Annotated in this window: 11 protein-coding genes and 1 pseudogene; 6 read left to right on the top strand and 6 right to left on the bottom strand. The window is 69.5% G+C overall.

Going from position 1 to position 12,955, the window contains the following annotated elements:
- The 3 genes from IE660_RS05865 to IE660_RS05875 form a co-directional block, all read left to right on the top strand.
- A partial coding sequence (locus tag IE660_RS05865) for a formate/nitrite transporter family protein (protein ID WP_203567419.1) occupies positions 1 to 856 on the top strand: 856 nt, incomplete at its 5' end.
- A gap of 56 nt (positions 857 to 912) precedes the next feature.
- A complete protein-coding gene (locus tag IE660_RS05870; protein ID WP_203567420.1) occupies positions 913 to 2,148 on the top strand; it encodes a DUF2254 domain-containing protein in 1,236 nt (411 codons plus the stop codon).
- The gene (locus IE660_RS05875) at positions 2,148 to 2,990 is read left to right on the top strand and encodes a mechanosensitive ion channel family protein (RefSeq protein WP_203567421.1); all 843 of its coding nucleotides are present in this window, start codon (positions 2,148 to 2,150) and stop codon (positions 2,988 to 2,990) included. Before IE660_RS05870 ends, IE660_RS05875 begins: the two co-directional genes overlap by 1 nt.
- An 18-nt stretch (positions 2,991 to 3,008) precedes the next feature.
- Here IE660_RS05875 and IE660_RS05880 read toward each other — a convergent pair whose 3' ends face one another.
- The 4 genes and pseudogenes from IE660_RS05880 to IE660_RS05895 all read right to left on the bottom strand — a co-directional run bounded on the left by IE660_RS05880 (position 3,009) and on the right by IE660_RS05895 (position 8,100).
- Positions 3,009 to 4,178: a DUF2207 family protein gene (locus IE660_RS05880; protein ID WP_203567422.1), complete on the bottom strand. Its 1,170-nt coding sequence runs from the start codon at positions 4,176 to 4,178 to the stop codon at positions 3,009 to 3,011.
- Between the two features lie 73 nt (positions 4,179 to 4,251).
- Positions 4,252 to 5,144 (bottom strand): annotated as a pseudogene (locus IE660_RS05885) (IS5 family transposase).
- A 48-nt stretch (positions 5,145 to 5,192) separates the two neighbouring features.
- A complete protein-coding gene (locus IE660_RS05890) occupies positions 5,193 to 6,692 on the bottom strand; it encodes a Gfo/Idh/MocA family protein (RefSeq protein ID WP_203567423.1) in 1,500 nt (499 codons plus the stop codon).
- A gap of 76 nt (positions 6,693 to 6,768) precedes the next feature.
- The gene (locus IE660_RS05895) at positions 6,769 to 8,100 is read right to left on the bottom strand and encodes an alpha-L-fucosidase (protein WP_203567424.1); all 1,332 of its coding nucleotides are present in this window, start codon (positions 8,098 to 8,100) and stop codon (positions 6,769 to 6,771) included.
- A gap of 155 nt (positions 8,101 to 8,255) precedes the next feature.
- On the opposite strand from IE660_RS05895, the gene IE660_RS05900 reads away from it, so the two are divergent.
- Positions 8,256 to 8,585 (top strand): ArsR/SmtB family transcription factor, encoded by a 330-nt coding sequence (locus IE660_RS05900; protein WP_235997117.1) that lies wholly within the window; start codon positions 8,256 to 8,258, stop codon positions 8,583 to 8,585.
- Positions 8,582 to 9,145, top strand: a complete 564-nt coding sequence (locus IE660_RS05905) for an SRPBCC domain-containing protein (RefSeq protein WP_203567425.1) — start codon at positions 8,582 to 8,584, stop codon at positions 9,143 to 9,145. The genes IE660_RS05900 and IE660_RS05905 overlap by 4 nt, the downstream gene beginning before the upstream one ends.
- 3 nt (positions 9,146 to 9,148) lie before the next feature.
- Here IE660_RS05905 and IE660_RS05910 read toward each other — a convergent pair whose 3' ends face one another.
- Positions 9,149 to 9,658, bottom strand: a complete 510-nt coding sequence (locus IE660_RS05910) for a YciE/YciF ferroxidase family protein (protein WP_203567426.1) — start codon at positions 9,656 to 9,658, stop codon at positions 9,149 to 9,151.
- Positions 9,659 to 9,830: 172 nt separating this feature from the next.
- On the opposite strand from IE660_RS05910, the gene IE660_RS05915 reads away from it, so the two are divergent.
- Positions 9,831 to 12,470: a multicopper oxidase domain-containing protein gene (locus IE660_RS05915; protein WP_203567427.1), complete on the top strand. Its 2,640-nt coding sequence runs from the start codon at positions 9,831 to 9,833 to the stop codon at positions 12,468 to 12,470.
- A gap of 45 nt (positions 12,471 to 12,515) precedes the next feature.
- Here the strand turns inward: IE660_RS05915 and IE660_RS05920 are convergent, their stop codons facing one another.
- Positions 12,516 to 12,866, bottom strand: coding sequence for a hypothetical protein (locus IE660_RS05920; RefSeq protein WP_203567428.1), 351 nt, complete (start codon positions 12,864 to 12,866; stop codon positions 12,516 to 12,518).
- Positions 12,867 to 12,955 lie beyond the last annotated feature (89 nt).

The raw sequence follows: 12,955 nt of genomic DNA on the forward strand, positions 1-12,955 counted from the left end.
TGTGACCTGCAAGATCCACCTCGCCGCCGACGGCGCCTCCGGGGCTCCGGCAGAGGACGCCCTCGTCGCGGAGGCACGCCACACCGCGCTCACCGGTGCGGAACGCCTGAACCGGACGTGGCGGGCCCTGATCGTCACCGGCTTCTTCGGCGGCGTCGACGTCGGTCTCGGCATCATGGCGATGGTGCTGGTCAAGGACGCCACCGGCTCCCAGATCCTGGCAGGGCTCGCCTTCGGGGTGGGGCTCATCGCGCTCAAGATGGCGCACAGCGAGCTGTTCACCGAGGACTTCCTGCTGCCCATCAACGCGATCGTGGCCGGGCAGGGCACGATCGTGCAGTTGGTCAGGCTGTGGTTCGTCACGCTCGTGACCAACCTCGCTGGCGGGTGGCTGTTCACGTGGCTGCTGGTGGCCGCGTTCCCCCGCTACCACGCCCTGTTCATCGCGACCGCCCAGGGCTACCTGGCCGAGCGGCCGTGGCCCGAGGCGCTCGCCCTGGCCGTCCTCGCCGGATCGACGATCACGCTGGTGACCCGCATGCAGCAGGGGACCGACAACGACCTCGCAGGCATGGTGCTGGCGCTCATCAGCGGGCTGCTCGTCGTCGGCCTGGGGATGCTGCACGGCGCGCTCAACTCGATCATCGTCTTCGCAGCCCTCCACGCCGGCTGGGAGGCCACGTACGCGGATTGGCTGGCCTGGTTCGCCTGGGTCATCCCCGCCAACGCCCTGGGCGGGCTGGTCATCATCACACTCCCCCGTCTGGTTCGCGTGGGCGAACTGCTCTTGGCCATCCGTCGGGGCGACCTGGTCCTGGAACCGGACGTGGACGAGGCCGGGGCGGAAGTTCGATGAGGCGGACGCCGGCCTGAATTGGCTTGCCGGGCGGGTCACGCTGCAACAATGGCGCGGTGGACACCGCCGAGCTGACCGCCAAAGAGCTCTCCCCGCCCGCCCGCAGCTGGTGGATCCGGCTGTGGACCCCGTTCTGGGCGGTGCCGCTCGCGGTGGTCGCGACCAGCTTCGTGGTGGCTCTCGTGCTCCCCCTGTTGGACGAGCGGCTGGCCGCCGCCCTGCCCTACGTGTTTCAGGGCGGCCCCGACGGTGCCCGGACGGTGCTGAGCTCCATCGCCGGCGCGATGATCTCGGTGACCGGCCTGGTGTTCTCGATCACGATGGTCGTGCTCCAGCTCGCCTCGAGCCAGTTCACCCCGCGGCTCCTCGGCTCGTTCCTCCGTAACCGGGTCTCGCAGTTCACCCTCGGCGTGTTCACCGCGTCCTTCGTCTACAGCCTCACCGTCCTCCGGTCGGTGAGGGGGTCCGACGAGGATCCGTTCGTGCCGCAGGTGTCGGTGTCCTTGGCGTTCTTCTTGGTCGTGGCGAGCGTCGCCCTCTTCCTCGCCTTCATCCACTACATCACCACCTCGATCCAGGTGAGCCGAGTCATCTCGCGGGTGGGGGACGCGACGGCCAGGACCGTCGACCGCCTCTATCTGCCCGAGATCCCCGCGGCGCCGCCGCCGGAGCCACGTCTCGGGCCGCCGTCCGGGGTCGTGTCCTGCGCCGAACGACACGGACGCGTGGCCGCGGTCAACTACGCGCGGCTGGTCGAGGTGGCCGCCGAGCAGGACGGCGTCGTGGAACTTCTCGTCCGGCACGGAGACCAGCGCACCGAAGGCCAGCCCCTGGCCCGGCTGTTCGGGATGGATTCCGAGGTCGCCGACAAGATGGAGGAGGCGGTGATCCTCGAGACCGAGCGGGTCCTCGACTTCGACCCCGGGTACGGCTTCCAGCAGCTCGTCGACATCGCCACCCGGGCGCTGTCGCCGGGCATCAACGACCCGACGACGGCTGTCCAGAGCCTCGACGAGTTGCAGCGGCTGCTTCGGCCGCTGCTGCGGCGGCCCGAACCCTCCCCCTACCTGCGCGACGACGAGGACCGCGTCCGGGTGGTGTGGCGACCCCAGCGCATCGCGGACCTCCTCGACCTGTCCTTCACCGAGATCGTCCACTACGGGGCGGGCGCTCCCCAGGTGAACGCCCGCCTGGTCGAGATCCTGACCGACCTGAAGCGCGTGGCCCGCCCCGAGCACATCGACTGCCTCGACCGACATCTCGCGGCCGTCCACGCTGGACGGAGGGCCTGATGCCGCGCACCATCACCTGGGCCGGAGCCCTGCTCGCCCTCCAGGTCTTCGCGGCGGGGGCGGTCGCCGCGTACCTCGTGCGGCTCGGCGCCGAGCGGCTGCTGCTCTGGCGTGGACGCGGACGCAGTTCCGCCCGCGTCTTCAGCAGGGTGGCGCAATGGACCATCCTGTTCATCGCGTTCAGCGCCGCGCTCACGCTGGTCTTCCCGAGCGTCAAGCCCGTTGACATCCTGGGCGGCGTCACGATCGTCTCGATCGCGGCCGGCATCGCCTTCCAGACGGTCCTGGGCAACATGTTCGCCGGTCTCGTCCTGCTCGGGCGCGACCGCTTCCGGGTCGACGACCAGATCGCCGTGGGCGACATCCGCGGGCAGGTCACCTCGATCGGGCTGTCCTCGACGGTGGTCCGCACCTTCGACGGCCGGCTCGTGGTGGTCCCCAACACCGTCCTGCACAGCGAGATCGTGACGGTGCAGACGGGCTATGAGCAGGTCCGCACCAGCGTCGAGGTGGGGCTGGACGAGACCACCGACCTGGAACAGGCCCGCGTCGTCGCGGTGCGGGCGATGGAGGCCCTCCCCAGCGTCCTGCCCGAGCCCGCCCCGCAGGCGCTGCTGACGAAGGTCGGGGCGGCCACCGTGACGCTCGAGCTCCGGTTCTGGAGCGGCTCCCTCCAACTCGAAACGCTGGAGGCGCGCAACGCAGTCATCTCGACGGTCCTGCAGGCGTTCGCGGACGCGGGGGTCAAGACGGGATCGGACGCGATCGTCATCGAACCGGGTCCGCTGCTGCGCGCGGAGCTGGCCGAGCGCGAACCGCAGCCGGGGGACGACGCGGCCTGAGCCGCCCGCGCCGGTCGGCTACCAACTGCCGGCGCTCGTGCCCCCGCCCCCGCCGCCGCCCGAGCTGCCCCCGCTGAAGCCGGACGATCCTCCGGAACCGCCGCCGGAGAAGAACGTCCCGCCCGCGCTGGAGGCGGTGTTGGCGAAGCTGGCCCGGCCCACGGAGCTGTCCAGGCGTCCGATGCCCCGGACGAGGTCGGCAGCGGTCATCCCGTCGCCCCAGAAGGTCACGTCGAGCGGCGGGATCCGGCCCGCGTCCGCGAGTTGCTGACACACGCGCGTCCAGCGCCGGGTCAGCCCAAACAGCACCGCCCACGGCAGGTAGCGTCGGAAGATGTCCGCGTCCGCTTCGAAGTCGAGCTGGTCGGCCTCGGCCGTCGCGATGTACTCCCGGAACCCGATCGTCTGGTCACGCAGAGCGGTGCCGGTGGCGTTGAGCGCCGGGCCCTTTCTCCGACCGACGCCGACGGCGAGCCCGATCAGCAACCCGGCCAGCCCGAAGAACCAGATCGCGATGACCGACGACCCCCAGCCCACCGAGGACCAGATCGCGGTCACGACGCCCAGCGCCACCCCCACGCCGAGCACCACCAGCAGCAGGAGGCCGGCTCGCTCGGTCCGGGCTCGGCGCTCGACGGCGGGGCCGACGACGTAGTCGGTGTCCCTGAGGGTCTTGGCCGCGGCGTCCTGGGCCGCCTTCGCCATGCCTCGGAGCCGGTTGTCCGAGAGCGCGGCGGCCCTCCGCCCCGAGCCGGGCTTCGTCGCCTGTTGGTAGACCTTGTGGGCCAGGGTGCGGGAAGGCGGCTCCTGCCCCGTCCGCACGACCGTGAGCGGATCGGTCGTGACCCGCACCGAGCCGGCCACCGCCAACTCGACCAGCGTTGCTGCGAGTTGGGTGGGGCGGTACTTCTTCTCCAGGAGGGCCCCGGCCTCGGCAGGCGTCAGCTCGGGCGGCGAGAACCGCACCGGGATGACGTCGTCACGCCGTGCTTCCGTGTCCAGGGCGCCCCGCCGCGCCACGACGCCGGGAGCGAGGCCGGCGAAGCGCCGGTCGGCCATCGGTGGCCGGCTGCCGGCGAAGACGCCGAGCGCCAACAGCCCCGCGAACCCGGCGACCGACCCACCGAGAGCGGCCTGACCCGCGATCCGCCGCTTCCGGTCGAGGCTCGGTTCCAGCGGCGGCGTCACGTTCCCCACGGACGCGGCGGGTAGATCCGCCCGAAGGTACCAGCCCTCCCCTAGGGCGTGTTGGTAAAGGCTGTCATCGGGTCCAGATGAGGGTTGCGGCGAGGGTGAGTCCGGCGAGGTAGGCGCGGGCGGTCTTGTCGTAGCGGGTTGCGATGCCGCGCCACTGTTTGAGTTTGTTGAAGCAGCGCTCGACGACGTTGCGGCCTCGGTAGGCGGCTGCGTCGAAGCCGCGGGGCCTGCCACCCCTGGACCCGCGGCGAGCGCGGCCGGCCTTCTGGTCCTCGCGTTCGGGGATGGTGACCTTGATGCCGCGGGCGGTGAGGAACGTCCGGTTCGCAGCGGAGGTGTAGGCCTTGTCGGCCAGTACCCGGTCGGGCCGACAGCGTGGTCGCCCCGGGCGCCCGTCGCGGACGCTGATGGTGTCGAGGATCTCGGTGAAGTAGGTGGTGTCCGCGGCGTTCCCGCTGGTCAGCAGCAGACCCAACGGCCTGCCGGCGCCGTCGGCGGCGAGGTGGATCTTGCAGGTCACACCGCCCCGCGAACGACCGATCGCGTGATCAGGCGGCTCGGGATCTGCACTGCGAACGAAGGGATTTCTTGTAGTTCGACCCAGCCCCCTGTGTGGCGCGGGAGCGTCGCACCATGCTGGTGTACACGCGTGATCGTGGAGTCCACCGAGACCGTCCACTCCACCTCGTCCCTGGCAGCCGCCCGAGTCTGGACTGTCGCGAGCAGCGTGGCCCAGGTGCCGTCCGCGGACCACTCGGAGAACCGCTGATAGATCGAGTTCAAGTTCCCGAACCGCTCCGGGACATCGCGCCACGGCGCCCCGGTGCGGAACCGCCACGCGATCCCCTCGACCGTCAACCGCATGTCCATCGGGGGCCGTCCCCGACCCTTCGGCGACGGAAACAACGACTCCAGGACCGCCCACTGCTCGTCGGTGATCTCTCGTCTCGCGACCATGACTCAAGCCTGACGGCGAGGCGCCCCAAATCCGTTTACCAACACGCCCTAGGGCTTGGGCACGTCGATCGGTACGCCGCCGTTGCGCATCGACTCAGCCGCGGCGACCGCCGTGGCGACGGCGTTGCGGGCAGCCACGCTCTGCACCCGGGTCTGGTCGATCTCGCCAGCGGCGTAGGCCAGGAACTCGGTCATGATCAGCAGGTCGGCGTCGGTGTGGCCTCCGTAGTCGCCGGTGATGGCGATCTCGCGGTCGGCCTCATAGGCCATGTTGACCCGCTGGTTCCACACCTTGACAACGCCACCCTCGCCGTCACCGAAGTTCTCGAGGCGTCCGAGGTCACCGATCACGGTGTAGTTGCGCCAGTAGTCCGGCGTGAAGTGGCACTGCTGGTAGCTGGCCAGGATGCCGCCCTCGAGCACCATGTTCACCTGGGCCAGGTCTTCCATGTCCAGCTCGGCGTTGAGGCCGGTGATCTCGGGTGCCATGCCCTTGTTCATCGGGAAGCGGTCGTCGCTGTAACGCAGTCCCTTCGAGGGCAGCTTGTCGGGGGTGTCGCCGAAGACGGCGAGCGCGCCGAAGGCCTGCACGCGCTCGGTGTAGGCGCCGGCCAGGTAGTGGATGACGTCGATGTCGTGGGCACCCTTCTGCAGCAGCAGGGTGTTGCCGTAGCGGCGCTCGACGTGCCAGTCGCGGAAGTAGGCGTCAGCGCCGAAGCCGACGAAGTGGCGGCACCAGATCGCGCGCACCGGCCCGATCGCCCCCTCGTCGATCAGCTTCTTCATGATCGAGACCACACCCATGAAACGCATGTTGTGGCCGACGAACAGCCTGGTGCCGGTCTCGGCGGCCACCGCGAGCAGCCGGTCGGCGTCCTCGGTGTGGATCGCCATCGGCTTCTCGAGGTAGGTGGGAATGCCGGCCCGCAGGGTCTTCTCGGCCTGCTCGGCGTGCTCGCAGTCGGGTGAGGTGATCAGCGCGCCGGCCAGGTCGGTCTCGGCGGCGAGCATCTGGTCGACGTCGGTGTAGAGCCTGACCTCGTCACCGAACAGTTCACGGGCGCGGGCCTGGCCGTCGTCGTAGGGGTCGACGGCCACGGTCACCTTCGCGTCGGGGTCGATGCGGGGAATGTTCAGTCCGATGTTGGCGCGCGAACCGCAGCCGATGACGGCGAACTCACGAGGCATGGGGGTCCTTCTCCAGTCTGCTCGAATGGCCCCGGCGAGGGGGTCACACCAAGCCGACCACGCAGGCCGAGGCGGCGCAACGCAGGACGCCCAAGTGCTCACCAGTCCCGCCTGTAGGTAGGTCTTCCAGACCACGAGGGTGGCATCGGTGGGCGCCAGGCCGGCAGAGTCGGGCTGCCGCTGGGCAATCATCACCGAGGTCTCGCTGAACTCGAACGGCACCGGGCCCTCGGCGTCGGGGTTGGTCAGCACCACTCTGTAGGCGACCGGACGATCACTGTCGCCGCAGGTGCCCTGGGCGGTGGGCAGGCCGACGTCGCGGCGGTAGCGCAGACGGCCATCACCAGACCGACCACCCATCGCGACCTGAGAAAGCGCGTGAGCAGTGTGAACACGCTCACATGCGAGGGTCGCCGGCCCGACCTGTCAGGCGGAATCAGGAGAGCGTGATCTCGACCACCGTGTCGGTGTCGTCGGGCAGGGCGAAGGTGCCGACGTCGGACGAGCCGAGTTGCACGAAGGTGATGTCGGGGTAGGCCGACACCGACCAAGCACTCGACACCTCGAGTTCGCCACCCGTGGTCAGGTTGCGCACCGAAACGACCCGTTCCTTGGGGATGCCGGTCAGCGCCAGCGGCCCCCACGGCTGGTCGAAGACGTGGGCGTAGACGGTGTTGCCGTTGCGGGTGTACCAGCCCCATTCGGGCTTGTCGATGCCGGCTGCACCGCAGCCGCGGATCGATTCGGCGTGCACGGCCATCCACTCGCCGACCTCGCGGAGCACGGTCTGCGAACCCTCGGGGATGACGCCTTCGGCATCCGGTCCGACATTGAGCAGCATGTTGCCGTTCTTGGCCACGCACTCGACCAACTTGCGCACCACCGACTTCGACGACTTCCACTCGTGGTCGTCGACTGCGTAGCCCCAGTTGTTGTTGAGCGTGATGCAGGCCTCCCACGGCACCGGTCGTCCGGACGGGTCGACGATGCCGCGCGCGGGCACCACCTGCTCGGGTGAGACGAAGTCGCCGGCCCAGGGCAGCGGATCGTCCGTGGTCAGCGAACCGTGCCCCGACCCGGAGGTCTCGAGCCGGTTGTCGATGATCGCGGTGGGCTGAAGTTCGCGCACCATGGCAATCAGGTCGCTGGCCGCCCAGGCCTCACCGGTCATCTCGTCGTAGGAGAAGTCGAACCAGAGCACGTCGAGTTGGCCGTAGTTGCTGCAGATCTCGCGCACCTGGCCGTGCAGGTAGGCCCGGTAGGCCTCCATGTCGGGCTGGTGGTCGCGAAAGGCCTCGTTGTCGCGCATCGGGTGCTGGCGGTCGCCGAAGTGCGGGAAGTCGGGGTGGGCCCAGTCGATCACCGAGAAGTAGAGGCCGACCTTGAGTCCGCGGCGGCGGAAGGCGTCGATGAACCCGGCGACCAGGTCGCGCTTGGGGCCGCGCTTGACGGTGGTGTAGTCGGTCAGCGCCGAGTCGAACAGGCAGTAGCCGTCGTGGTGCTTGGCGGTCATCACCGCGTAGCGCATGCCGGCGTTCCAAGCCAGGTGGGCCCAGGCGTCGAAGTCGACCTCGGTGGGCACGAAGGCCTCGATCTCGGGCTCGTAGTCCTCGAAGGTGATCCGCTCGATCGAGCGCACCCACTCGCCTCGGGCCGGGACTGCGTAGGCGCCCCAGTGGATGAACATGCCGAACCGGTCGGCACGCCAGGCCGCGGAACGGTCGAAGCGGGGGTGTGGGGTGGTCACGTCCGGCAGCGCAGAGGTCATGGGTCCATCCTTTCGTTGAAGCACAGGGTGGTGCGTGAAGCACAGGCAATTGCGTGTGCTTCGCGCGCCAGAGTGTGCCTCAACGGGCGTGGGCGCCGCAGAGCACATTGCTCAACCTCTTGACAGGTGACCTTTTGGTCACCTATCGTCGAGGCATGCAGGAAGACCTGGTGTTCAAGGCGCTCGCCGATCCCACTCGGCGGACGATCCTGGACGCCCTCTTCGAGCGTGACGGCCGCACGCTCGGCGAGTTACTGACCGTGGTCAGTGCCACCACCGAGATGACCCGTTTCGGGGTGGCCAAGCACGTGAAGCTGCTCGAGGAGGCCGGGTTGGTCACCACCCGCAAGCTGGGACGGGAGCGCCTGCACTTCCTCAATCCCGTGCCGATCAGGTTGATTCACGACCGCTGGATCGACAAGTACACAGACCCCCACATCACGGCGCTCGTCGCCCTCAAGAACCAACTGGAGGAAGAACAATGAACGAACGCAAGGCCCCCGAGGTGCAGGTCTTCAGCATCTACATCCAGGCGAGCGCCGAGAAGGTGTTCGACGCCATCACCACCCCCGAGTTCTCCGACCGCTACGGCTACGGCGGTGCGGTCACCTATGACCTCGTGCCCGGCGGTGAGTACCGCAGCGACACCACCGAGGAGATGCGCGAGATGGGCATGGGTGACGTCGCTGTCACCGGCCAGGTGATCGAGGTCGATCGTCCGCACCGCCTCGTCCACACCTGGGTGGCGGCGTGGACCAACGAACCCACCACGCTCACCTGGGAACTCACCGAGTTCAACGGTCCGCTCACCCGCGTGGTGCTCACCCACGATTGCACTGGCGCCCCAACTCGGCGCTCAGCGTCGAGGGCATGGGCGATGCCGACCAGGGTGGCGGCGGCTGGCCGTGGGTGCTGTCGAGCCTCAAGACGCTGCTCGAGACCGACCAGGCGATGGTCGGCGCCGGCAGCTGAGCCGGGTTCGACCCCACACGTTCCAGGGTCTGTCGCGTCATCGCGGCAGACCCTGGAACTGTGTTGTCGGTGAGCGTCAGCTGCGCTTCTTGACCTCGGCGGCCTTGGCATTGGCCTCGATGTCGGCCAGCTTGGTGAGGGCCTCGTCGGTGGCGACCTCCTGCTCGAGGGTCTCGGTGAGCAGGTCGTAGCCGTCGTTGATGCCCAGCATCTTGGCCCAGCGCCGCAGGGTGCCGTAGCGGGTGATCTCGTAGTGCTCGACCGCCTGGGCCGACGAGATCAGACCGGCGTCGAGCGCGGTGGTGCCCTCGTAGTCCTCGATCAGGCCGTCGCCCTCCTTGATGATGCCGTCGATGGCATCGCACTTCTTCGACATCGGCTTGCGGTCGATCAGTCCGAAGACCTTGTCGAGCCGGGTGACCTGGCCCTCGGTCTCCTTCAGGTGCTTGCGGAACGCCGCCTTCAGCTCATCGGACGAGGCCGCCTGCTCGAGCTTGGGCAGGGTCTTGAGGATGTTGCGTTCTGCGTAGTAGATGTCGCGCAGGGTGTCGTGGAACAGGTGTTCGAGTCCCTTGTCGTCAGCCATGGATGCTCCTTCGTGCACCGGGGGTGGGTAGCTGCCACGCTAGGACGACCCGGCCCGCGCCACGGTCGTCTCGAGGTCGACACACCCCGAAGGTTGGCCCGTCGACCAGCGCAGGGCACCCCCACGGGTGGACCTCGCGACCACGGCGGCCGGCCACCTAGACTGGCCCACGATGACCCTCACCCCAGGACCAGCCGCACCCACCGGTCAACCCGGCGCCGCGGTCCAGGACCGCTCGGCGTGGCACCGCCGTGCCTCACGCCCGGTCGTGGTCTGGATGGCTGCCCTGGTGGTGGCAGCCCTGGTCAGTCTGGTCGTCGACCTGCGCTGGCTGCTGGTGCACATGGCCACCCTCGGTGTGGTCACCAACTCGATCCTGATCTGGGGCCAGCACTTCACTGAGGCCCTGCTCAAGGTGCCGCTGGACGCCTCGTCGCGTACCTGGCAGGTGCGCCGGATCGCGCTGCTCAACGCGGGTGTGGTGGCCACCATGGTCGGCATGGTCGGCGGCTGGCCATGGCTGACCATGGTCGGGGCGACCGGCGTCGCCGCAGCGTTGGTCTGGTACGCGGTCGACATCGTCCGCCAGTTGCGCCGCGCCCTGCCCAGCCGGTTCCGGGTGGTGGTGAAGTTCTACGCGGTGGCCGCGCTGCTGCTGGTGGTCGGCGCAGGGCTCGGGGCCACGATGGCCTTCCCGGTCGGCGACCCCTGGGCGGGACGACTGCTGCTGGCCCACCTGGCCGCGAACCTGCTCGGGTTCGTCGGGCTGACCGCGGTGGCCACCCTGATCACGCTGTGGCCGACGGTTCTTCGCACCCAGATGGTGCCCGGCCAGGACAGGGCCGGGCAGCGCAGCCTCGTCCTGCTGCTGGCTGGGGTGCTGGTGACCGTGGCCGGCGCCCTGATCGGTCTGCGACCGCTGGCAGCCGCAGGTCTGGCGATCCACCTGCTCGGACTGGTGGTGATCGCCGTCCCGCTGGTGGCCTGCGCGGTCCGCAAACCTCCGCGCGACCTGCCCGGCTACGGGCTTGCTGCGGCGTTCGGCTGGCTGGTCGTGCTGGACGCGCTGGCGATCGCCGTTGTGGCGAGCCGATGGAACAGCCCGCTGCAGACCGTCGAGTTGCAGCCGCTGACGCCTGCCCTGGTGGTGGGCTTCCTGCTGCAGTTGCTGCTGGCAGCGATGAGCTACCTGATGCCGACCGTGATGGGTGGCGGGCCGGTCGTGGTCCGCGCGTCGAGCGTGGCGATGCAGCGGTTCGGGGCGCTGCGCACCGTCGTGCTCAACGGGGCGCTGATCGGCTGGCTGGCCAGCACCGACCCGCTGGCGACCACGGTCTCGCAAGTTCTGGTCGTGCTCGCCCTGGCCGCATCGCTGCCGGCCACGGTGCACATGATCGCCAGCCACGTGCGCACCAGCCGTGCCCTGGCCGCACGCGACGGCACGGACGAGCGCCGGCCGGCCGTCGAGCGCGAACCGGTCACCGAGACCCCGGTTGCCGACCTGGGACGACGCGACCTGCTCGAGGCCGCCGCCGGGATCGCACTGGCGGCCACGGCGGTGGTGGCGCCACCCCTGCTGGGTTCTCGTCCGAGCGTGGCCGCCAGCGGACGAACCGTCGCCGTCGAGGTCGCCGCCCGCGGCATGCGCTACCACCCCGACCAGGTGGTGGTCTCCCCCGGCGACCGGATCGCCTTCACCCTGCGCAACGACGACGCCGAGGTGCACGACCTCGTGCTCGGCTCATTGACCACCGGACGACTGGCCCCCGGTGCCACCGGCAGCTTCACCACCGACCCGATCAGCGCGCCGACCGTGGCCTGGTGCTCGGTGGGCCAGCACCGGGCGATGGGCATGGAGTTGCAGATCGTCACCGACGAGTCCTCGTCCCACCGCGACAGTGGCAGCGGTACGTCGTCCGACCTCGAGCGGGTCACCGCCGACCTCACCCAACCACCGGGACTCGACTTCGCCACCCGCGACGCCCGGCTGCCCCAACTACCGGGCACCCGCACGCACGACCTCACCCTGACCGTCACCGAACCTGCGCTCGAGGTGGCGCCCGGGGTGACGATGGCGGCGATGGTCTACAACGACCAGGTGATGGGGCCGCTGATCCGGGTGCGGCGCGGCGACCGGGTGCAGGTGGTGCTCGACAACCAGGGCTCGATGGGCCACTCCATCGACTTCCACGCCGGCGACGTCTCACCCGACGAGGTGATGCGCACGATCAACCCCGGCGAGAAGCTCGACTACCGCTTCGAGGTGCGCAGGGCCGGCATCTGGCTCTACCACTGCTCGACCGCCCCGATGAGTGCGCACCTGTCCGCCGGCATGTACGGGGCGCTGGTCGCGGTGCCCGAAGGCGTGGGTCCGGCCGATGTCGAGTACGTGCTGGTGCAGTCGGAGTTGCACCTGGCACCGGGCACCTCACCGCACCCGGTGAGCCTGCCCAAGATCGTGGACGAGCAGCCCGACTTCGTGGTGTTCAACGGCCACGCCAACCAGTACGTGCACGCGCCGTTGACTGCGCGGGTCGGGCAGCGGGTACGGATCTGGCTGTTGGCTGCCGGTCCGAGCCGGGGCATCAGCTTCCACGTGGTCGGCAGCCAGTTCGACACGGTCTGGAAGGAGGGGGCCCACCTGCTGGACGACGCCGAGGCCACCGGCACCGGAGCGCAGGCGCTGCAGTTGGGACCGGCCCAGGGCGGGTTCGTCGAGATGGTCTTCCGCGAGCCCGGCCGCTACACCTTCGTCAACCACTCCTTCGTCGACGCCGAGCGCGGCGCGCGCGGGTTCATCGACGTGACCTGAGTGGGATGAGCGCTGGTCCGCCGGTCGCGGGCGCACGTGCCGGACTCAGGCGAAGGCGAACAACGACGAGGCGACCATCGCCACCAGGATCGCACCGGTGGCCAGCAGTGCCACCACCATCGACCGGCGCCGCACCGCCACACCGACCAGCACCGGCGCCAGCAGCAGCACCAGCGACAGCAGACCCAGCACGAGCGCCGACGCCGGGTCGGCATCGACGCCCTGCAGGCCCCAGAACGTCATGGTCGACTCGATCGCGAGGTCGACCGCCGGCACACAGGTCAACAGCAGCGCACCCAGACCGGCCATCCAGGGACCCCGCTCGGGCAGTGCCTCGAGCCGGTCAGCGTGGTCGACACTGTGGTGGGCGACAGAATGGCTGGCGACAGTGGTCATGAGCCCATCCGATCAGCCGACCGGGACCCGGCACCAGTGCGTGAAGCCCTGACCAGACCCCGGTACGACCATGAGTGGACCCACGTTGC

This window comes from Aestuariimicrobium ganziense, from assembly GCF_015352975.1.
GTDB classification, from domain to species: Bacteria; Actinomycetota; Actinomycetes; order Propionibacteriales; family Propionibacteriaceae; genus Aestuariimicrobium; species Aestuariimicrobium ganziense.

Excerpts from the sequence above, each read along its gene's own strand:
- IE660_RS05875 (WP_203567421.1), top strand. The coding sequence starts at position 2,148 with ATGCCGCGCACCATCACCTGGGCCGGAGCCCTGCTCGCCCTCCAGGTC.
- IE660_RS05890 (WP_203567423.1), bottom strand. The coding sequence starts at position 6,692 with ATGGGTGGTCGGTCTGGTGATGGCCGTCTGCGCTACCGCCGCGACGTC.
- IE660_RS05895 (WP_203567424.1), bottom strand. The coding sequence starts at position 8,100 with ATGACCTCTGCGCTGCCGGACGTGACCACCCCACACCCCCGCTTCGAC.
- IE660_RS05900 (WP_235997117.1), top strand. The coding sequence starts at position 8,256 with ATGCAGGAAGACCTGGTGTTCAAGGCGCTCGCCGATCCCACTCGGCGG.
- IE660_RS05905 (WP_203567425.1), top strand. The coding sequence starts at position 8,582 with ATGAACGAACGCAAGGCCCCCGAGGTGCAGGTCTTCAGCATCTACATC.
- IE660_RS05910 (WP_203567426.1), bottom strand. The coding sequence starts at position 9,658 with ATGGCTGACGACAAGGGACTCGAACACCTGTTCCACGACACCCTGCGC.
- IE660_RS05915 (WP_203567427.1), top strand. The coding sequence starts at position 9,831 with ATGACCCTCACCCCAGGACCAGCCGCACCCACCGGTCAACCCGGCGCC.
- IE660_RS05920 (WP_203567428.1), bottom strand. The coding sequence starts at position 12,866 with ATGACCACTGTCGCCAGCCATTCTGTCGCCCACCACAGTGTCGACCAC.